Annotated in this window: 18 protein-coding genes and 1 tRNA gene; 14 read left to right on the top strand and 5 right to left on the bottom strand. The window is 67.1% G+C overall.

Annotated elements, in window-relative coordinates:
- The first annotated feature begins 274 nt into the window (after positions 1 to 274).
- The 3 genes from CQW49_RS18520 to CQW49_RS18510 all read left to right on the top strand — a co-directional run bounded on the left by CQW49_RS18520 (position 275) and on the right by CQW49_RS18510 (position 2,999).
- Positions 275 to 2,191 carry a methyl-accepting chemotaxis protein gene (locus tag CQW49_RS18520; protein ID WP_003614313.1) on the top strand — a complete coding sequence of 639 codons (1,917 nt, stop codon included), beginning with the start codon at positions 275 to 277 and terminating at the stop codon, positions 2,189 to 2,191.
- Entirely contained in the window at positions 2,176 to 2,358 is a 183-nt protein-coding gene (locus CQW49_RS18515) for a hypothetical protein (protein ID WP_024749508.1), read from the top strand. Before CQW49_RS18520 ends, CQW49_RS18515 begins: the two co-directional genes overlap by 16 nt.
- 62 nt (positions 2,359 to 2,420) lie before the next feature.
- Positions 2,421 to 2,999, top strand: coding sequence for a hypothetical protein (locus CQW49_RS18510; protein ID WP_155931238.1), 579 nt, complete (start codon positions 2,421 to 2,423; stop codon positions 2,997 to 2,999).
- 19 nt (positions 3,000 to 3,018) lie between these two features.
- On the opposite strand, the gene mutM is transcribed toward CQW49_RS18510, so the two are convergent.
- Positions 3,019 to 3,891 carry a bifunctional DNA-formamidopyrimidine glycosylase/DNA-(apurinic or apyrimidinic site) lyase gene (gene mutM / locus CQW49_RS18505; protein ID WP_003614316.1) on the bottom strand — a complete coding sequence of 291 codons (873 nt, stop codon included), beginning with the start codon at positions 3,889 to 3,891 and terminating at the stop codon, positions 3,019 to 3,021.
- 241 nt (positions 3,892 to 4,132) lie between these two features.
- Between mutM and CQW49_RS18500 the strand changes: the two genes are divergently transcribed.
- Complete coding sequence (locus CQW49_RS18500) at positions 4,133 to 5,290, top strand: acyltransferase family protein (protein WP_003614319.1); 1,158 nt, start codon at positions 4,133 to 4,135, stop codon at positions 5,288 to 5,290.
- On the opposite strand, the gene thyX is transcribed toward CQW49_RS18500, so the two are convergent.
- Positions 5,287 to 5,967 (bottom strand): FAD-dependent thymidylate synthase, encoded by a 681-nt coding sequence (gene thyX / locus CQW49_RS18495; protein ID WP_003614320.1) that lies wholly within the window; start codon positions 5,965 to 5,967, stop codon positions 5,287 to 5,289. The genes CQW49_RS18500 and thyX overlap by 4 nt on opposite strands.
- A 236-nt stretch (positions 5,968 to 6,203) precedes the next feature.
- Between thyX and ubiE the strand changes: the two genes are divergently transcribed.
- Positions 6,204 to 6,962, top strand: coding sequence for a bifunctional demethylmenaquinone methyltransferase/2-methoxy-6-polyprenyl-1,4-benzoquinol methylase UbiE (ubiE, locus tag CQW49_RS18490; RefSeq protein WP_003614322.1), 759 nt, complete (start codon positions 6,204 to 6,206; stop codon positions 6,960 to 6,962).
- 25 nt (positions 6,963 to 6,987) lie between these two features.
- Positions 6,988 to 8,550, top strand: coding sequence for a 2-polyprenylphenol 6-hydroxylase (gene ubiB, locus CQW49_RS18485; RefSeq protein ID WP_003614323.1), 1,563 nt, complete (start codon positions 6,988 to 6,990; stop codon positions 8,548 to 8,550).
- A 52-nt stretch (positions 8,551 to 8,602) separates the two neighbouring features.
- Here ubiB and CQW49_RS26140 read toward each other — a convergent pair whose 3' ends face one another.
- Complete coding sequence (locus tag CQW49_RS26140) at positions 8,603 to 8,737, bottom strand: hypothetical protein (RefSeq protein ID WP_003614325.1); 135 nt, start codon at positions 8,735 to 8,737, stop codon at positions 8,603 to 8,605.
- Positions 8,738 to 8,934: 197 nt separating this feature from the next.
- Complete coding sequence (locus CQW49_RS18475) at positions 8,935 to 9,936, bottom strand: adenosine kinase (protein ID WP_003614327.1); 1,002 nt, start codon at positions 9,934 to 9,936, stop codon at positions 8,935 to 8,937.
- A 355-nt stretch (positions 9,937 to 10,291) separates the two neighbouring features.
- Here CQW49_RS18475 and CQW49_RS18465 point away from each other — a divergent pair, with 355 nt between their 5' ends.
- The 3 genes from CQW49_RS18465 (at position 10,292) to fba (ending at position 14,393) form a co-directional block, all read left to right on the top strand.
- Positions 10,292 to 11,167, top strand: coding sequence for a phosphoribulokinase (locus CQW49_RS18465; RefSeq protein ID WP_024749512.1), 876 nt, complete (start codon positions 10,292 to 10,294; stop codon positions 11,165 to 11,167).
- Positions 11,168 to 11,180: 13 nt separating this feature from the next.
- Complete coding sequence (gene tkt / locus CQW49_RS18460; RefSeq protein WP_003614331.1) at positions 11,181 to 13,187, top strand: transketolase; 2,007 nt, start codon at positions 11,181 to 11,183, stop codon at positions 13,185 to 13,187.
- A 123-nt stretch (positions 13,188 to 13,310) separates the two neighbouring features.
- Positions 13,311 to 14,393 carry a class II fructose-bisphosphate aldolase gene (fba, locus tag CQW49_RS18455; RefSeq protein WP_003614333.1) on the top strand — a complete coding sequence of 361 codons (1,083 nt, stop codon included), beginning with the start codon at positions 13,311 to 13,313 and terminating at the stop codon, positions 14,391 to 14,393.
- Between the two features lie 171 nt (positions 14,394 to 14,564).
- On the opposite strand, the gene CQW49_RS18450 is transcribed toward fba, so the two are convergent.
- Entirely contained in the window at positions 14,565 to 16,106 is a 1,542-nt protein-coding gene (locus tag CQW49_RS18450; RefSeq protein ID WP_003614335.1) for a metallopeptidase domain-containing protein, read from the bottom strand.
- A gap of 331 nt (positions 16,107 to 16,437) precedes the next feature.
- Between CQW49_RS18450 and rpe the strand changes: the two genes are divergently transcribed.
- The 5 genes from rpe (at position 16,438) to CQW49_RS25720 (ending at position 19,910) form a co-directional block, all read left to right on the top strand.
- The gene (rpe, locus tag CQW49_RS18445) at positions 16,438 to 17,118 is read left to right on the top strand and encodes a ribulose-phosphate 3-epimerase (protein ID WP_003614337.1); all 681 of its coding nucleotides are present in this window, start codon (positions 16,438 to 16,440) and stop codon (positions 17,116 to 17,118) included.
- 88 nt (positions 17,119 to 17,206) lie between these two features.
- Entirely contained in the window at positions 17,207 to 18,685 is a 1,479-nt protein-coding gene (locus CQW49_RS18440; protein WP_003614340.1) for a pyruvate kinase, read from the top strand.
- 73 nt (positions 18,686 to 18,758) lie between these two features.
- A tRNA-Gln gene (locus tag CQW49_RS18435) sits at positions 18,759 to 18,833 on the top strand.
- Between the two features lie 463 nt (positions 18,834 to 19,296).
- Positions 19,297 to 19,509: a DNA methyltransferase gene (locus tag CQW49_RS25725; RefSeq protein WP_003614342.1), complete on the top strand. Its 213-nt coding sequence runs from the start codon at positions 19,297 to 19,299 to the stop codon at positions 19,507 to 19,509.
- Positions 19,494 to 19,910 (top strand): hypothetical protein, encoded by a 417-nt coding sequence (locus CQW49_RS25720; RefSeq protein ID WP_003614344.1) that lies wholly within the window; start codon positions 19,494 to 19,496, stop codon positions 19,908 to 19,910. The genes CQW49_RS25725 and CQW49_RS25720 overlap by 16 nt, the downstream gene beginning before the upstream one ends.
- Positions 19,911 to 19,988: the final 78 nt, after the last annotated feature.

Here is a 19,988-nt window from a genome sequence, read left to right as displayed (position 1 = left end):
GCGAGGCGAAGGCAAGCGGCCGAATCGCCGCGCAGACGGCGCGCAGCGTGAATGGATTGTTAAATCGTTCCTGCGCAATATCGCCGCATGACGGATCGAGGCGCGCGTGGCGGCCGCCGCTTCGAAGACATGATGTCGCGCCGTCATGCCGGTTTCGACCCGACCGACCTCGAAGGGCCTTCCGCCGCGCAGGCCCCGAACGCTCCCTTTCCATTCCCCCCGCTCCTCGTGGAGACCTCGAGGGTCCCGCGCGGCCGCGCTCGGAGTCCGCATCATGTCCCTTTCCATTGCTCGCGCCCCGACGATGTTCGCCGTCGTGACGGTTTTGGTTTTTTTCGTGTGCGCCGCCGCCGGCCGCCTCGGCCATGAGGAGCTGCGGATCGGTGGTTCGGCCTATCAGAAGGCCGTCGCGGCGAGAGAGTTCGTCGCCGACCAGAGATCGGCGCCGCTCGATCTCGTGGACGCCTATCGCGATATCGAGCAGGCCTCCGCCGGCAAGCTCGATGCGCAGGAGGCGCAATCGCGCCTGTTGCAGCTGCGCGCCGCCTTCGAAGAGCGCAAGGCGGTCTGGACCCGTCCAGACGCTCTGCCGGGCGAGATCGGAGCGGAGCTTCGTGGACCGGCGTCGCAGGAGGCCGAGGCTTTCTGGCGTGAGGCGCTCGACGCCTATCTTCCGGCTCTGCGGCGCGGCGACGCCGTCGCGGCGAGCGCCGCATTGCAGAAGATCGAGACGAGCTTCACAGCGCATCGCCGCCAGAGCGAGCGGCTCGTCGCTGCGGGCGTCGCCTCCGCGAGAGCGGTGGAGCAGGAGGCCGCGACGCTGCGCTGGCGGATCGACGCGGCGAGCCTCGCAGGCGCCCTTCTGATCATCTCCCTCGTCGCCGGCGAAGCTGTCTTCCTGCGCCGCCGCTTCGCTGCGCCGCTCGGCGCCCTCGCCGATCATATGACGCGCCTCGCCCGGGGCGAGCGGGTCGAGGCGGCGCCGATCGGCGAACGCGACGACGAGATCGGCCGCATCGGAGCCGCCGCCGCCGTGTTTCGCGACGTGATGGAGAAGAGCCGCCTCGCCGAGGCCCGCGCCGTGGAAATGAGCGCGGAAGCGGCCGCCAAATCGAAGGAGAAGGAGGCGGGCGCCAAATGGTATATCGAGAACCGCGACTTCTTCTTTTCCGAATATACCGCCGGCATGGATCGTCTCGCCGCCGGCGACCTCGAGGCGCGCCTCGAGAAGCCGTTCATCAAGGACTATGAGGCGCTGCGCGCCCGCTTCAACTCCGCGGCCGAGCGCATGCAGCAGGCGATGAAGGGCATCGCCGCGACCTCCGGCGCGATCAGCGAGAGCACGCGCGAGATCGCCCGCGCCGCCGAGGATCTCTCGCAGCGCAACGAGCAGCAAGCCGCGACGCTCGCGCAGACGGCCTCGGCCGTCGAAAACATCACCGAGACGGTGAAACGTGCCGCCGACAGCGCCGTCGAGGCGCGCGCGATCGTCGGCGCGACCAAGACCGGCGCGGTCACCAGCGAGAAGATCGTCGGCGACGCCATCGGCGCCATGAGCGGGATCGAGAAATCGTCCTCGCAGATCGGCCAGATCATCGGCGTCATCGACGAGATCGCCTTCCAGACCAATCTCCTCGCGCTCAACGCCGGCGTCGAGGCGGCGCGCGCGGGCGAAGCGGGCAAGGGCTTCGCGGTGGTGGCCACCGAGGTGCGCGCGCTCGCGCAGCGCTCGGCCGAGGCCGCCAAGGAGATCAAGGAGCTCATCGCCGCCTCGGACGCCAAAGTGAAGGATGGCGTCGCGCTCGTCGCCGAGACCGGCTCGTCGCTGCGCCTCATCGTCGAGCAGGTCAACAAGATCGACTTGGTTGTCACCGACATCGCCGTCAGCGCGGAAGCCCAGTCCCGCAGCCTGCGCGAGATCAACACCGCGGTGCAGGAGATCGATCAGGTGACGCAGAAAAACGCGGCGATGTCCGAGGAGACCCACGCCGCGAGCCGCTCGCTCGCCGAGGACAGCGTGGAGCTCACCGCCCTCGTCGCCCGCTTCAGGATCGGCGAGGTGGAGATCGCGCGCCGGGACAGCGCGCGGCCGGCGCGGCCGGCGCCCGTCCGCATCGTGAGCGGCCGGGGCGCTGCAGCGGCCGCGGCCCGCAAGCCGGAAGCGGCCGCCGACGAATGGGCCGAGTTCTGATCCGCGACACAGGCCGTCGGGACGCGCTCGTCGACTCGACGGCCAAAGAAACGCTCGCGCTCGGCGACGAATTTCGGGCGCGCGTCGACACGCCGAAGCGCGGATTGCGTACGGCTTTTACGATTTATTTTCTTAACTGCGAATTTACGAAAGCCGCATCAGCCTGACGTCGATCCTTCTGAACTCGGAGGAACGACTCATGTGGCGATTTTTCAGCGCTCTATGCATCATGTCCATTGTGGCTTTCCTCGGTTTGCAGCGAGGAGAGGCAGGCGCATTGCCCGAGCGGCCGCAATGGCGGTCGCCGTCCGACGCCGCCTTTGCGCAGATCGGCTCCGCGCGCTTCGTCGACGCCGGCCCTATCTCGTCCAACCGTCCGACGCCGCCTCCCGCTGCCTGGGCTCCGCCGGCGGAAATCGCCCGCTCGGCTCCCGCCGTGGAAGTCCGATCCGTGCATGTTCTCGTCTGGCTGCCGCCGGCGGAGATCGCCGCCCTGGCCGATGACGACATCGCCGCCGCGCCGCTGCAGCCGTCCCCGATCTGGGCGCCGCCGCTGGAAATCGCGCCCGCCGCTACGGTGGTGGAAGGCCGATCCGCGGCCGGGAACGACACTCTCGTCTGGCTGCCGCCTGCAGAAATCGCCGCTCCGGCCGTCGTCTTGCCGGTCGCGCCGATCGTCTGGGCTCTGCCGGCGGAGATCGCGCCTGCGGCGGCGGCGCCGAACCCGCGGCTGGTTCAGGGCGTCGCCCTCGTCTGGCTGCCGCCGAAGGAAATCTCCCGGCGCGCCGGCCGAGCCGATCGGGTGTGAATCGAAGACGCCGCGCCGCTCACTTCTGGCAGTCGCGGCAGAAGAAGGTGGATCGCCCGCTCTGGGCGATCCGCGAGACCTGGCCCCGGCAGCCGGGCGTCGGACAGGGCGCGTCCTCGCGATCGTAGACTCGGAAGGAATGCTGGAAATAGCCCAGCGAGCCGTCGGTCTGCCGATGGTCGCGCAGGCTCGATCCGCCCGCCTCGATCGCCTCGCCCAGCACCTCGCGAATGGCGCGGACGAGATCGACGAGGCCGCGCTTCGGCCGGCCCTTGGCGTCGACGAGCCCGCCCGCCGCGCGCAGCGGCGAGAGATGCGCGCGGTGCAGCGCCTCGCAGACATAGATATTGCCGAGGCCGGCGATGGTGCGCTGGTCGAGCAGGGCCGCTTTCAGCGGCGCCTTGCGGCCGGCGAGCTCCGCGGCAAGAGTTTCGGGCGTCAGCTCCGGCCCCAGCGGCTCGACGCCGAGGCCGACGAACAGAGGATGCGCCGCGAGCTCGACGCGCGGAACCAAGAGCATGAAGCCGAAGCGGCGCGGATCGTTGTAAGTGACGCGCGCCCCGCCGGAAAAATGCAGCACGACGTGATCATGCGCCGCCTTCGTGTCGCGGGCGCGGTGAAAAACGCCTTCCGGGTCCGCGGCGTCGATGCGGAAGGAGCCGCTCATGCCGAGATGCATGATGAGCGCGTCGCCGCCGTCGATCTCGCCGATGAGATATTTGGCCCGTCGGCCGAGCGCGAGCACGCGCCGGCCCGCGAGCCGCGCGGCAAAGCCGGGCGGGAAGGGAAAGCGCAGATCGGCGCGCCTCAGCTCGACCCGCTCGATCGGCGATCTGGTGAAGACGGGCTCGAGACCGCGCCGGACCGTCTCGACCTCGGGCAGCTCGGGCATGCTCGAACGCGCCTCTCGGCGGAGAAAAAGCGAAATCATCGACTTCGCGCGTCGAGTGAATCAGACAAGCGGCATGAATTGTCAATCTTGCCGCGCTAGCGGTGTGATCCAGCCGATTCGACGGGGCAGAAAGAGCGAGCCTGAAGGCTCGCGGTCCAAGCGCGGCCCCCGGATCGCGAGCCTTCAGGCTCGCTCTCGAGGCCCTGTCAGATTGGCTGAAGCTAACCGCTAGTCGAGACACATGACCCGTTCGGAACGCTCTTTCGTCACGCTCGATGGCCTGCGCGCGGTCGCCGCCTTTTTCGTGATCACCTTCCACGCGCCTGCTTTTTTCGCGCCCTCGGGCGACGCCAACGGCCCGCACGCGTTCTTCGAGAGCTATCTCGCGGTCGATTTCTTCTTCGCCTTGAGCGGCTTCGTGCTGTGCCACGCCTATGGCCGGCGCATCGGCCGCGACCTCACCCGGCTCGACTTCCTGAAAGCGAGGCTCATCCGCCTCTATCCGCTCTATGCTCTGTCCTTCGTCTTCTCCTCGATCATCCTGCTCCAGCGTTTCGCCGCGGGCGAGATCGGCGCTGCGAGCGCGATCAAGGACATCTTCTTCGGCGTCGCCTTTCTTCCGGCGCCGTCGCTGACGGGCGAAACCTTTCTCTATCCGTTCAACGGCCCCGCATGGTCGCTGTTCGCCGAGCTCGTCGCCAATCTCGTCTTCTGCTTCGTCGCGGAGACCGAGACGATCGGGCTGTTCGCGTTGGCCTCCTCGGCCGGCTGCGCGCTCTGCGCTGCGGTTCTCCTCGGGGTCCTCGGCTTCGGCGACGCGGCCGATCTCGGCGCCTTGAACCACGGATTTCGCTGGAACGCGCTCGGCGCCGGGCTTCTGCGCGCCGCCTATTCGTTTTTCGCGGGCGTTCTCGTCTTTCGCATCTGGAGCCTGCGGCCGCCTGCGGTCGCTCTGCCGCCATGGCTCGTCACCCTCGTCCTGATCCTTGCTCTCGCCGCGACCCCGCCGGCCCGCCTCCAGACCGCCTATGATCTCGTCGTGACCCTCGTGCTGTTCCCCGTCCTGCTGTGGGCGGCGGCGAGCGCCGCATCCTTCGGCGTCACGGCGCGGCTGTTCGCCTTTCTCGGCGCAGCCTCCTATGGAGTCTATGTGCTGCAGGCGCCGCTCTATGACCTGACGATTTTCGTCTTCGGCCGATGGGAGGCGGCGATCGCGAAATCTCCCCTCGCCTTCGGCCTCGTCTTCATCGCCTTCCTGCTCGGCGTCGCCACGCTCGCCGATCGCTGGCTGGACCGGCCGATCCGGGCCGCGCTCACCGCGCGCTTCCTCTCCAGGGGGAGCGCCGTCGCGGCGCCCTCGCCCCAGCGAGAGAGCGATCCCATCGGCGGCGCGCGCTAAATCCGCGCCGCCTTCCACGCCGCGAGAGCGACCGGGACGATGGGCTCGATCAGCCTCTCCATCGCCTCCGCATAGACGCGGATCTCATATTGCGCATGAGCGTCGGCGCGCAGCGACAGGAAGCGGAACAGATTGAGAAGATTGGTCTTGGCGAACATGTGGCTGTAGGTCGAGAGCGGCAGCGCGGTCCGCGCCAGCTCGCGCGGCCAGCCGGCGGCGAGCAGCTCGCGATAAATGGCGAAGGACGCTTCGCAGGCGGCGCGCAGCTTGTCCGCCTCGGCCCGCCGCGCCTCGAGATCGCCGCCCTTCTGGCGGCCCTGCTTATTGGCGACCGCCTGCTCGCCGATGTTTTCCGGATCGGGGATGTAAAACACCTCCGGCAGCTCGCGATAGCGGCCGGAAAGTTCATTATAGACCCATGTGCGGTGCCGGTGCCATTGGCGGATGACGAACAGCGGCGCCATCACCTCGAACTGCAGCTCGACCGCCTCGAACGGGGTCGTATGCTTGTTCTTCCAAAGGTAATCGATGAGGCGGGCGTCCGAGCCCTCGTTCTCGCCGGCCCGCCAGGCGGCGTCATAGGAGACGCGCGCCGCGCGCACGATCGAGAGATCCGAGCCCATATGGTCGACGAGGCGGACATAGCCGTGGTCCAGGACGTTGATACGATTTGTCATTCTCGATCTCGCCGCGCCGCTCGCGCGCCCCCTGCATCGATTGCTCGGCCCGTCGTCGCGAGCGGAGCGAAGCGACCCTTCAGCCGCGGGACGGCCCGGGGATTGCTTCGTCGCTGCGCTCCTCGCAATGACGCGGGCGGAACCGGCTCGTCCCCCATTTCCGCCGCGGCCATAGCCACGGCCGAAAAGGCGCGTTATATCGCCCGGAACGCCCTCTGACGCGAGCACTTTCGGACATGACCTCAGACCATGAGACCTCGACCCATTTCGGCTACTCCGAGGTGGAGCTCGACGAGAAGCAAGGCCTCGTGGACGATGTCTTCCACAAGGTGGCGCGCCGCTACGACATCATGAACGATCTGATGTCGGCGGGGCTGCACCGGCTGTGGAAGGACGAGTTCGCCGCCAAGGTGCGGGCGCGGCGCGAGGGCTTCCGCCATCTCGATGTCGCCGGCGGCACCGGCGACATCGCCTTCCGCATCGCCAAGGCCTCCCCGGCCGACGCCAGCATCGTCGTGCTCGACATCAATGGCGACATGCTGGACGTCGGCCGCGACCGCGCCAATGAGCGGGGCCTCGCCGACAAGCTGGAGTTCGTCCAGGCCAACGCCGAATCCCTGCCCTTCCCGGACGCGCATTTCGACGCCTATACGATCGCCTTCGGCATCCGCAATGTGCCGCGCATAGAGGTGGCGCTGGCCGAGGCTTTCCGCGTGCTGAAGCCGGGCGGGCGGTTCCTCTGCCTCGAATTTTCGCAGGTCGCGGTTCCCGGCCTCGATAAAATCTACGAGGCCTATTCGTTCAACGTCATTCCGGCGATCGGCAAGCTCGTCGCCGGCGATTCCGAGCCCTATCGCTATCTGGTCGAATCGATCCGCCGCTTCCCCCGCGCGGAAGAATTCGAGCGGATGATCCGCCGCGCGGGCTTCCGCCGCACCGGCTTCGAGCGGCTGACCGGCGGCGTCGTCGCCATTCATTCCGGCTGGAAGCTCTGATCCTTAGGACGAACGGCGGCTTCTCGTGATCATCGGCCTCGGGCATTTTTTCCGACTGGCGCGCGCCGGGTTCATCCTGGCGCGCGAAGGCGTGTTCAAGGGCGTCGATCCGGCGCTGCTGCCGGTGGCGCTGCAATTTCCGCTGCGAATCGGCAATCTGCTCGCCAAGCGCGACAGCGGCGGCGCGCCGCAGGCGCTGGTGCGCGCCTTCGCCCAGATCGGCCCCTCTTATGTGAAGCTCGGCCAATTCCTGGCGACACGGCCGGATGTCGTCGGCGGCGAGATCGCCGACGCTCTGACCGCGCTGCAGGACCGCATGGAGCCTTTCGGGCGGGCGGCGGCGGTCGCGATCATCGAAAGCGCCTTCGGCAAGAAGATCGACGAGATTTTCATCAGCTTCGGCGAGCCGGTCGCCGCCGCCTCCATCGCCCAGGTGCATCAGGCCCGCGTCGCTTATCCCGATGGCGAGCGCAAGGTGGCGGTGAAAGTGCTGCGGCCCGATGTCGAGCGCCAGTTCCGCCGCGACTTCGCCGATATGTATATTCTCGCGCGCGCCGCCGAGCGCTTCTCGGCCGAGGGGCGCCGGCTGCGGTTCATCCAGGTGGTCGACACGCTCGCCCGCTCGGTGAAGCTCGAGACCGATTTCCGCCTCGAGGCGGCGGCGGCCTCCGAGTTCCACGAGAATATCGTCGACGATCCCGACATTCGCGCCCCCTCGGTCGATTGGGACCGCACGACGCGCGAGGTGCTGACGCTCGAATGGATCGACGGCGCGCCTCTATCGGACCTTCACCGCGTCGCCAGCATGGGCCATGATCTGAAGGACCTCGGCCGCAAGGTGTTGCAGTCGTTCCTGCGCACGGCGATGCGCGACGGCTTCTTCCATGCCGACATGCATCAGGGCAATTTGTTCGTCGACCGCAAGGGGCGGCTGGTCGCCATCGATTTCGGCATCATGGGCCGGCTCGGCTTCAAGGAGCGGCGCTTCCTCGCGGAAATCCTGTTCGGCTTCATCACCCGCGACTACAAGCGCGTCGCAGAGGTACATTTCGAGGCCGGCTATGTGCCGCCCGTGCATTCGGTGGAGGAGTTCTCGCAGGCGCTGCGCGCCATCGGCGAGCCGCTGCACACGATCAACGCGCAGGATATTTCCATGGCGCGGCTCCTCACCCTGCTGTTCGAGGTGACGGCGCTGTTCGACATGCGCACGCGCACCGAATTGGTGCTGCTGCAGAAGACCATGGTGGTGGCCGAAGGCGTCGCCCGCTCGCTCGATCCGACGCTGAACATCTGGAAGACGTCCGATCCGGTGGTGCGCGGCTGGATCGAGGACAATCTCGGGCCGCAGGCCAAGCTCGAGGACGCCGGCAAGGCGGCGCTGGAAGTCGCCAAATATGCGACGCGCCTGCCCAAGCTGCTCGCCGACGCCGAGGCGGCGGTGGAGACGCTGGCGGCGGCGGGCACGCGCGGCGTGCGCCTGTCGGAAGAGTCGCTCGATGGCCTCGCGCGGGCGCGCCGTTCGGCGGATCGCTGGTTCCTGCTGGCGCTGGCGGTAGCCCTGATGGCCGCGCTGCATATTCTGCGCTGACCGCGTCCTCGGACGCGCTCAGCGCCACTTCCCGCTCACCGATGCGATGACGTCACTTGCCGCCGCGATGAAGCGACGGAAACACGGCCGCGTCGGCCGGTCCTCCCATCGTCGCAGCCACGCCGGCGGTCACGGAGAGAAGGGTGACCGCGACCAGCAGGCGGCGGAGAATGGCGGAATTGATCATGGCGGCGGCTCCCGTTTCTGTGTCGCCGCGACGCTGCGGCGTTGGGAGCATCAATGCCGTGGAAGCCGAGCCGCAGCTGTGCGCTGGCGCACAGAGCGCGCGCCGGGCCGCCGTCATCGCGAGCGCAGCGAAGCGTTCCAGGGGCCGCCCTGCGACTCTGGATCGCTTAAGTTCCTCGCGTGACGGGGCGCGATGACTCAGGCCAGCAGGCCGTGATCCCGGGCGAGCTGGCGCAAATCCTTCTGCGGGCGCGCGCCCACATGCGAGATGACCTCGGCCGCCGCCAGCGCGCCGAGCGAGGCGCCGCCCTCATGCGGCAGGCCGCGCGCGAGGCCGGCGAGGAAGCCGGCGGCGAAGAGATCGCCGGCGCCGGTGGTGTCGACCACCTCCTTCACCGGATAGGCCGGAACGGCGACGCGGCGCTTGCCCTCGATCACGACGACGCCCTGCTCCGAGCGGGTCACGACGCCGAGAAGATTGCTCTCGGCCGCGAGCGCCGCCGCCGCCGTCTCGAAATCGGCGGTCTGATAGAGCGAATGCAATTCGCTCTCATTGGCGAACAGAATGTCGACGAGCCCGTCGCGCACGAGCTTCAAGAACTCGTCGCGATAGCGATCGACGCAGAACGCGTCCGAGAGCGAGAGCGCCACGCGCCGGCCGGCGGCGCGGCTGGCCTTGGCCGCCTTGAGAAAAGCTTCCTTCGCGGCCGGCGGGTCCCAGAGATAGCCCTCAAGATAGAGAATGCCGGCCGAACGCACCAGATCCTCGTCGACATCGGCCGGTCCGAGCGCCTGGCAGGCGCCCAGAAAGGTGCTCATGGTGCGCTGGCCGTCCGGCGTCACCAGAATGAGGCAGCGGGCGGTGGCGGCGCCGTCGGCGGCGAAGGGCGTCGCGAAGGCGACGCCGGCGCCGCGAATGTCATGGGCGAACTCGCGCCCGGCGTCGTCGTCCTTCACCTTGCCGATGAAGCCGGCCGAGCAGCCGAAGCCGGCGACGCCGACCAGCGTATTGGCGGCCGAGCCGCCGGACATCACCGTCGTCGGGCCCATGGCGGCGTAGAGCTGCGCCGCGCGCGCCTCGTCGACGAGCTGCATCGCGCCCTTGTGGAGGTCGAGAGCAAGGAGAGCGTCATCCTCGGCGCGGGCCAGAGTGTCGACGATGGCGTTGCCGATTCCAAGGATGTCGAGTGCGGCGGACATGGATGCAACCTCCGGGAAGGAGCGAAAACGCGAGCGCCCTCTGTAACCGAGGACGCCGCGGCGTCAATCGTCGCCGCGGCGACAAAGGCCGCGCGCCGACCCCGCCCGATATGCGGAAATCATCGCACAACACGTTGACATTATGTGATAAATATCGAAAGGAGCGACCGGCGGCGGAATTTCTCCGCGGCCCCCGCGTTTTTTTTTCGCCGAGGCCGAGCAAAAGCCGACCATTTCTTGTAGGAGAGGGGGCGAGAGGGCGAAGCGAGCGCCCGCGCCCCGCTTCGCGCCATTCGCCCGCGCGAGGCGGCGCGAGACGTTCAAGGATTCGATGAACCCCGCGGTGAGCGCCGCCATGTCGATCAGGCACCCGATCATCTCCATCACCGGCTCCTCGGGGGCCGGCACCAGCTCGGTCAAGCAGACTTTCGAGCAGATTTTTCGGCGCGAGAAGGTGGAGGTCGCCTATGTCGAGGGCGATTCCTTCCATCGCTACGACCGCGAGGAGATGAAAGTGGCGATGGCCGAGGCGCATGCGCATGGCCACGCCCATTTCAGCCATTTCGGCCCCGAGTCCAATCTGCTCGGCGAGCTCGAATCGCTGTTCAAGGAATATGGAGAGACCGGCACGGGCCGCTATCGCCATTATGTCCATGACGAGAACGAGGCCGCCGTGCTCGGCTCGCCGCCCGGAACCTTCACGCCCTGGCAGGAGCTGCCCGCCAACACCGATCTCCTGTTCTATGAAGGCCTGCACGGCGCAGTGGTGACCGAGGAGGTCAATGTCGCGCGCTACGCCGACCTCAAGATCGGCGTGGTGCCGGTCATCAATCTCGAATGGACGCAGAAGCTCCACCGCGACCGCAACATGCGCGGCTACACCACGGAGGCGGTGACAGAGACCATCCTGCGCCGCATGCCGGATTATGTGCATTACATCTGCCCGCAATTCTCCGAGACCGACATCAACTTCCAGCGGGCGGCGACGGTCGACACCTCCAACCCCTTCGTCGCGCGCTCCATTCCGAGCCCGGACGAATCGATCGTCGTGATCCGCTTCCGCGATCCGCGCGGCGTCGATTTCCCCTATCTCGTCGCGATGATCGCCGGCAGCTGGATGTCCCGCGCCAATTCGATCGTCATCCCCGGCAACAAGCTCGATCTCGCCATGCAGCTCATTCTAACGCCGCGCATTCTGGAGCTGATGAAGCGCAAGCGAGGCGCGGCCTGAGGAAGAAGAAGAAATGTCGAATGTGCTAGAGGACATCGCCGCCGTCGCCGCCGCCGGGGAGGAGCGCCGCGCCGCCAACGCCATCCGCGCGCTGGCGATGGATGCGGTGGAGAAGGCCAAATCCGGCCATCCCGGCATGCCGATGGGCATGGCCGATGTCGCGACCGTGCTGTTCAAGGAGGTCATGACCTTCGACGCTTCGGCCCCCGATTGGCCGAACCGCGACCGCTTCGTGCTGTCGGCCGGCCACGGCTCGATGCTGCTGTACGCGTTGCTCTATCTGCTCGGCTATCCGGGGGTCGTCATCGAGGATTTGAAGAGCTTCCGCCAGTTCGGCGCCAAGACGCCGGGCCATCCCGAATACGGCCATACGATCGGCGTCGAGACCACCACCGGCCCGCTCGGCCAGGGCCTCGCCACCGCGGTCGGTTTCGCCATCGCCGAACGACTGCAGGCGGCGCGCTTCAGCGACGATCTCGTCGACCACCGCACCTATGTGCTCGCCGGCGACGGCTGCCTGATGGAGGGCGTGAGCCATGAGGCGATCGATCTCGCCGGCCATCTGCGCCTCGGTCGGCTGATCGTCCTCTGGGACGATAATGGCATTTCCATCGACGGACCGACGACGCTCTCGACCTCGACCGATCAGCTCGCGCGCTTTTCCGCCTCCGGCTGGCATGTCCAACGCGTCGACGGCCATGCCCCGCAAGAGATCGCCGCGGCGCTGGCGGCGGCGCAGCAGGATGCGCGGCCGTCGCTGATCGCCTGCCGCAGCGTCATCGGCTATGGCGCGCCCGGCAAGCAGGGCAAGGAGAGCGTGCATGGCGCGCCGCTCGGCGAAACGGAGATCGAGCTCGCCCGCGCCGAGCTCGGATGGCCCTATGCGCCCTTCGAGGTCCCGGAGGAGGTGCTCGCCGATTGGCGCGCCGCCGGCGCGCGCGGACGCGAGGCGCGGCTCGCTTGGGAGCAGCGGCTCGCAGCGTCGCCGAAGCGCGCCGAGTTCGAGACATTTCTGAGCGGCGACATAGCGAGCGAGATCGCCGCGCCGCTGGCGGCGCTGCGCGCCAAATTCGCGAGCGAGATGCCCAAGATCGCGACGCGCAAATCCTCCGAGACGACGCTCGCCGTCGTCAACGAAGCGACGAGCCGAACCATCGGCGGCTCGGCCGATCTCACCCATTCCAATTTCACCATCACCAAGGGCCTGGGCTCGGTGACGGCGGAGGATTTCTCCGGCCGCTACATTCACTATGGCGTGCGAGAGCATGGCATGGCCGCGGCGATGAACGGCGTTGCGCTGCATGGCGGCTTCGTTCCCTATGGCGGCACCTTCCTCGTCTTCTCCGATTATGCGCGCGGCGCCATGCGCCTGTCGGCGCTGATGAACCAGCGCGTCGTCTATGTGATGACCCATGATTCGATCGGCCTCGGCGAGGACGGGCCGACGCATCAGCCGATCGAGCATCTCGCCAGCCTGCGCGCCATGCCCAATCTCAACGTCTTCCGCCCGGCGGATGCGATCGAGACGGCCGAGTGCTGGGAGATTGCGCTGACGACGCGGCGCACGCCCTCGGTGCTGAGCCTGTCGCGGCAGAATCTGGCGACGCTCGAGCGGCCGATTTCCGAGAATCTCTCGGCCCGCGGAGCCTATGTGCTGCGCGAGCCGAGCTCAGGGCGCCAAGTCACTTTGATCGCCACCGGCTCGGAGGTGGAAATTGCGCTCGCCGCCGCCGATCTATTATGGACGCGCGGCGTGCGCGCCGCTGTGGTCTCGATGCCCTGCTGGGAGCTGTTCGAGGCGCAGTCCGCCGCCTATCGCAACAGGGTGCTGGGCTCGACGCCGCGCGTCGCCGTCGAGGCGGCGTCGCGCTTCGGCTGGGACCGCTGGCTCGGCGATCGTGGCGAGTTCGTCGGCATGAGCGGCTTCGGCGCCAGCGCGCCGGCGGGAACGCTCTACCGGCATTTCGGCGTCACCGCCGAGAATGTGGCGGCCGCGGCCGAAACGCTGCTGCGAGCCTGACGGTTTCGAGAGCGTCATCCGATCCGAGCGGATCGGATGACGCGAGCATTCTTTCGATCGAGCGATTCTGATCGAGCGAACCTTTCCGTTCGATCGGAACGCGCTCCAAGGGGAGGAACGGCCATGGCCCTCATCACATTGCGACAGCTACTCGACCATGCCGCCGAGCACGACTATGGCGTGCCGGCCTTCAACATCAACAATATGGAGCAGGGCCTCGCGGTGATGGAGGCCGCGGCCTCAGTCGACGCGCCGGTCATCATTCAGGCGAGCCGCGGCGCGCGCTCCTACGCCAATGACGTGATGCTCGCGAAGATGATCGAAGCGCTCGCCATCATGTATCCGGACATTCCGCTGGTGATGCATCAGGATCACGGCAATAGCGAAGCGACCTGCGCCAGCGCCATCCGCTACGGCTTCACCTCGGTGATGATGGACGGCTCGCTCGAGGCCGACGGCAAGACGCCGGCGAGCTATGATTACAATGTCGCGGTGACGCGCCGCGTCGTCGATCTCGCCCATTGGGTCGGCGCGTCGGTCGAGGGCGAGCTCGGCGTGCTCGGCTCGCTGGAGACCGGCGAGGGCGAGAAGGAGGACGGCCATGGCGCCGAGGGCAAGCTCAGCCACGACCAGCTGCTGACCGACCCCGACCAGGCCGTCGACTTCGTCGCGCGCACCAAGGTCGACGCTCTCGCCATCGCCATGGGCACCTCGCATGGCGCCTATAAATTCTCGCGCAAGCCCGACGGCGCCATTCTGGCGATGCATGTGATCGAGGAGATCCACAATCGCCTGCCGAACACGCATCTCGTGATGCACGGCTCCTCCTCGGTTCCGCAGGATCTGCAGGACGCGTTCAATGCGGCCGGCGGCGAGATGCCGCAGACATGGGGCGTGCCGGTCGAAGAGATTCAGCGCGGCATCAAATTCGGCGTGCGCAAGATCAACATCGACACCGATTGTCGCATCGCCGTGACGGCGTCGATCCGCTCCACTCTGCTGAAAAACAAGGGCGAATTCGACCCGCGTAAATATCTGAAGCCGGCGCAGGAAGCGATGCGCAAGGTCTGCAAGCAGCGCTATGAGGAGTTCGGCGCCGCCGGCATGGCCTCGAAGATCAAGCCCGTGCCGCTGGCGGAAATGGCCAAGCGCTACGCCTCGGGCGCGCTCGATCCGCAATTCTCGACCAAGAAGGCGGCGGAGTAATTCGACTGCGTCAGGAGAAGCCGCAATGATGGAGCGCCGTCATTGCGAGGAGCGAAGCGACGAAGCAACCCAGGGGCCGCCCCACGGCGCTGGATTGCTTCGCTACGCTCGCAATGACGGACTTGGCTTCCGTTGGAATTGCGGCGAATTGCGAGCCTGAAGGCGCGCGAGTCACTTCGAGCGCGTGACCTTGACGTTGAAGACCGACCCCGACCGGCTCAGCACGTCGACGCGGATTCCATAGGTCGTCGAATTGTAGAATCGCCCGACCGGATATTGCGCATTGAACAGCGCATATTTCGGATAGACGCGACCGCCGGCGTCGCAATTCGGCGCGCCGCGATAATCATTGACGGTGGCGTCCGCCGGCACCGCCCAGCCGCTCGTCGAGTTGAAGAAGCAGGCGTTGCCGACGCCTCGCGGCGCGCGATTGGCGCGAAAATCATGGACGATGATTCCCTCGCCCGGCAAGCCCTTGTCGTAAGCGACGGTCTTCACCCGCGCCTCGACCGTCAGATAATGCGCCGAGGCGCCGTCGCAGGGCTGGCCGACAAGGCAAATCTTGATCATCTTGAGCCGCGAGCCCAAGGGCGAGGCCTCCCCCTCGAGCGCCACCGTCTGCGTCGAAATCTTGTCGACGACGAGCTTGTTGGCCGCCGGAATCCAGCCGAGCTTGTCCTTATGCGCGGAGATGAAGCCGCCGCCGGGCGCTCTGCAGGTGAGCGTCTGCGTCGCATTCGCGCTATTGGCGGAATTGTAGGAGCCGCAGGTGAGGAATTTGGCGGTGGAGCCGGAGCTCATCTCGTCCCAAGGGCTGTCATAGGCGTAATAGACCCAGCCCGAATGCGGCAGGCCGAGGCTGTGCCCCATCTCATGGACATAGGTCGCCGCCTCCTGTCCCCACGGCGGCTCCCAGGTTGCGCCATAGACCTTGTTCTCGAACACGAAGCCGCCGCCCCAGGCGCAGCAGTCGAGATCATTGTTGAGGACGAGATTCACATTGTCATAGCCGGAGACGTCGACGCCCTGCCCCTTGGCGAGCTTCATCGCATCATCGGCGAGGAGATCGAGATCGGCGCAGACGCCGGACCAGCCGCAATCGGCGTATTCCGTCTTGGTGCGCGGCAGCGTCAGCCAATCGGTCGCCGTCAAGCCGCCGACGCCGGCGACATCGCCGCTCCACAGCAGCTTCTTATAGGAGGTCACGCTGTAGAAGCCGTTGATCGTCGCCGGCGTTTTCAGCGCGCTGTCGGGCAGCAGCGGATTGGTGAGGCCGGCGTAGAAAGCCGGCGCATGCGGCTTCTGCGCATCGCCCTTGAAGCGCAGCAGAATGAACAGCACGCGCTTGGTGACGGCGGCGGCAGGCTCCAGCGCTTCCTTCTCGGCCCCGAGAACCGTGATCTTCTCCGCGACGACTGGAGCGCCCGCCATCGCTTGCGCATCATGCGTCTCCACCCGCACAGTCTTGCCGAAGGCCCCGATCGCAAAGGCGCGATCCGCCGGAGCGACCGTGAGCGGCGTGACCGAGCCGTCGGGCCGCGCGAGCGCGAAGCGCATATCACCCCCGGTCTGGCCCGGTCGCGGATCGGCCCAGCGCACCAGCAGGCTTCCTTCGAGCGCGGGCGCGGCGCTCTGCGCCCGCGCGCCGCCCGGCGACGAAACGATCGCTGCGGCCGCGAACGCCGTCGCGGCGACAAATCGGCAAAATGTCATCAACCTACCCCCCTCGCGGCCAGCGGCCGAACAATCGCTCGAAAATGCGTTTCAATGATGCGCCCGGCGCCTTGCCCAATTCTGACGCCGCGCAGCCGACGAAAGCGCCCGATTTCATCGGCCTCGCGGGAACTGCGGCCGATATGATAAGTTCTGTCCGAGGCGTCGTTTCCTCGCCGGCGGGAGCCTGAACGCCTGCGCCGTCGGAGCGACGCGACCACAGTCTACGACGACCGGGCGCATGCGCGCTCGCGCGCCGCCGACGCCCCTCCCCCGGTCGAAGGCTCCTGCATCGGGCCTCGATCCTCCTTCACCGGAGCGCTACGCGTCAATGGCAGAAGTTCTCCTCGCCCCCAGCATCCTCTCCGCCGATTTCGCGCGCCTCGGGGACGAAGCCCGCGCGATGGAGGCGGCCGGCGCGGACTGGCTGCATCTCGACGTGATGGACGGGCATTTCGTGCCCAATATCACTTTCGGCCCCGGCGTCGTGGCGGCGCTTCGGCGCGTGACGAAGCTGCCGCTCGACGCGCATCTGATGATCGCGCCGGCCGATCCCTATATCGGCGCCTTCGCCGAGGCCGGCGCCGACATCATCACCGCCCATGCCGAGGGCGGGCCGCATCTACATCGCACGCTGCAGGCGATCCGCGCGCGCGGCAAGAAGGCGGGCGTCTCGCTCAATCCGGCGACGCACGAGACTGCGCTCGTCCATGTTCTCGACGACGTCGATCTCATTCTGGTGATGACCGTCGACCCCGGCTTCGGCGGCCAGAGCTTCATCCACAGTCAGCTCGCCAAGATCCGCGCCATTCGCGAGATGATCGGGCGGCGCCCCATCCGCCTCCAGGTGGACGGCGGCGTGACGCCGGCGACCACGACGGCGATCGTCGAGGCGGGAGCGGACACGCTCGTCGCCGGCTCGGCGGCCTTCGCCGGCGGCGCCGACGCCTATGCGCACAACCTCGCGACTCTGCGACAGGCGGCGGACGCCGCCGGCGCCATGATCGCATGAGGCGCGGCGTCCTGTCGCGAGCCCTCGAGACGCTATCGTCACAATGGCGGACGAGAGGTCGACACGCAACCCGACGAGCGCCGAACGAATGACCTCACCGACCGCGACGCGAAACGAGCTCGAGGACCTTCTGAGGGCGCTGCGGCTGCTGCGCGAGGAGGTGGTCGCCGACGCCGCCGCGATTCTCCACGGCTGGGGCGAAGAGGTCGCCGGCAGCGGATTCGCGCCGGCGGCGGAGAATCTCGCCCATTATCTCGCGCTGCGGCGGCGCGATCTCAGCGCGCTGCAGACGCGGCTCGCGGCGCTCGGCCTCTCCTCGCTCGGCCGCAGCGAGGCCAAGGTGCTCGCCGCGCTCGACGCCATCATCGCCACTCTGCGGCGGCTCTGCGGCGAAGGCGACGCGCCCTACCCGCCGCCAGCGGCCATGCGCGCCGGCGAGGAGGCGCTGCTCGCCGCGCGCGACCTCATCTTCGGCCCCGTTCCAGCGACGCCGCGCGCCGTGGTGATGGTCACCCTGCCGAGCGAGGCGGCGAGCGACCCCGGCCTCCTTCGCCGGCTGATGGAGGCGGGCATGGGCTGCGCGCGCATAAATTGCGCACATGACGACGCCGACGCCTGGGCCCGAATGGTCGCCCATATACGCGCCGCCGAAACGGAGATGAACCGCTCCTGCCGCGTGCTGATGGACATCGCCGGGCCCAAATGCCGGATCGAGCGCCTGCGCGCGCCGGACAAGCTGCGCCTGTTTCGCGGCGACCGCTTCGCCCTGGTCACGACGCTCGACCCGCGCACGCGCGGGCCGGTGGCGGCGCTTCCGTCCTTTCCGGAAGTCGTCGACCAGCTCGCTCCGGGGGCGGAAGTGTGGATCAATGACGGGAAGATCGGCGCGCGAGTCGTCGGCCGGCGGCCGGACGGGGTGGAGCTCGAAGTCTTCGTCGCGCGCGCCAAGGGCGAGCGGCTGAAGCTCGAGAAGGGGCTGAATTTTCCGACGACCGACCTCCGCCTGCCGCCGCTGACGCCCAAGGATTTCGCCGATCTCGACATCGTCGCCGAGCTCGCCGATCTCGTCGGCTTCTCCTTCGTGCAGGAGCCGGCGGATGTGGAGCTGCTGCAGGATCATCTCGCGGCGCGGCGCGGGGAGCGGCCGCGGCAGGCGCTGGTGCTGAAGATCGAGACGCCGCTCGCGGTGCGCAATCTGCCGCGGCTGATCACGACATCGGCGGCGCATCACCCGACCGCGGTGATGATTGCGCGCGGCGATCTCGCGGTCGAGCTCGGCTTCGCCCGGCTCTCGGAGATGCAGGAGGAGATCCTGTGGCTGTGCGAGGCGGCGCATGTGCCGGTGGTGTGGGCGACGCAGGTGCTGGACCAGTTCATCCGCGACGGCGCGCCGAGCCGCGCCGAGACGACCGACGCGGCGATGGCGCAGCGGGCCGAATGCGTGATGCTGAACAAGGGGCCCTTTCTCCCCGAAGCGGTGATTTTTTTGCGCGACGTGCTGGCGCGGATGGACCGCCATCAATCCAAGAAATTCGCCCGCTTCACCCCGCTGCACGCCTGGGGGTGACCGGCGAGAGGGAGTTGCGGCGGCGGCGAGCCGGCATTATGGGAGAGCGCCCGCCTTCGACGAAGCGGGCTGTTGGGGCGTCGCCAAGTGGTAAGGCAGCGGATTTTGATTCCGCCATACGGAGGTTCGAATCCTCCCGCCCCAGCCAAAATTCTGCAAATCATTGGAATCATTGCCATCTGCAATTGCGGAATCGAGACATTCTGCGACGCTGATTCTGGCCCTGCGAATCAGCGAGCCCACTCGCGCGCGCTTCCTCGCCGGTCAGATTTCCGCGCTGCACGCCCGAGTTGACACCGCAGCCGTCGCCCTATCAAGTTCGGCCGACGCTTTGCTCGGCAAGCAGCCGATTCATTGTCAGTCATAATGGACGGAAATTTCAGCCATCGGGCAAACGAGGTTGGTCTTTCGCTGCTGGGCTGGAAAGTCGGCTTTCAAAATCGGGGAGACTGTTCGCCGTTGGTAACAGTTTAAGATGGAAAAACTACCACGTTGAGTCAAGCTATTCGCAGGTCGAAAATAACTGGACGGATGTCAGTCCGTCCGGGTTTGGAGAAGACAGAATATACGTCGTCAAAACAATTTCAGACGTGGTTCAACGCTGCATCCTCATGACCACCGACCCCGGCGATCTGGTGCTCGACCCCACCTGCGGCTCGGGCACGAGCGCTCATGTCGCCGAGCAATGGGGCCGCCGCTGGATCACCATCGACACCTCCCGCGTCGCTCTGGCGCTCGCCCGCACCCGCCTGATGAGCGCGCGCTATCCCTATTATCTCCTCGCCGACTCGCCCGAGGGCCGGCGCATATGGCCGGCGATCTGAAGAACACCGGCAAGGGCAATTTGTTCGTGGTGTTCGGCGAGCCGGACATCGACATATTGCACGAGGCCGACGGGCGGGTGAAAGTGAAGGTGAAGGGCGTCGATATCTTCGATCCCAACACGGGCGAGATCAGGAGCGACGACACCAAGGGGATCGCCGCCTGGTTCGTCGACACGAATTACAATGAGGAGAGCTTCTTCGTCCGCCACGCCTATTTTCTCGGCGCGAATGATCCGTATAAGAGCCTGAAGACGGCCTTGCAGGCGGAGATCAACAAGGAGGCATGGGAGACGCTGTATCGCGACGTCTCGCGGCCGTTCGAGCGCCCGGCGACGGGGAAGATCGCGGTGAAGGTGATCAATCACTTCGGCGACGAGGTGATGAAGGTTTTCAGGGTGTGAGGCGAGTCTGCGCCCTCATCCTGAGGCGCTTTTTGCGGCACGCAAAAAGCCTCGAAGGATGTTCCAGAGCGCGCGCTG

It is taken from the genome of Methylosinus trichosporium OB3b (assembly GCF_002752655.1).
In the GTDB taxonomy this organism is placed as follows: domain Bacteria; phylum Pseudomonadota; class Alphaproteobacteria; order Rhizobiales; family Beijerinckiaceae; genus Methylosinus; species Methylosinus trichosporium.
The sequence above is the reverse complement of the archived record's forward strand: the minus strand, read 5'-3'. Positions and strand labels throughout refer to the sequence as shown.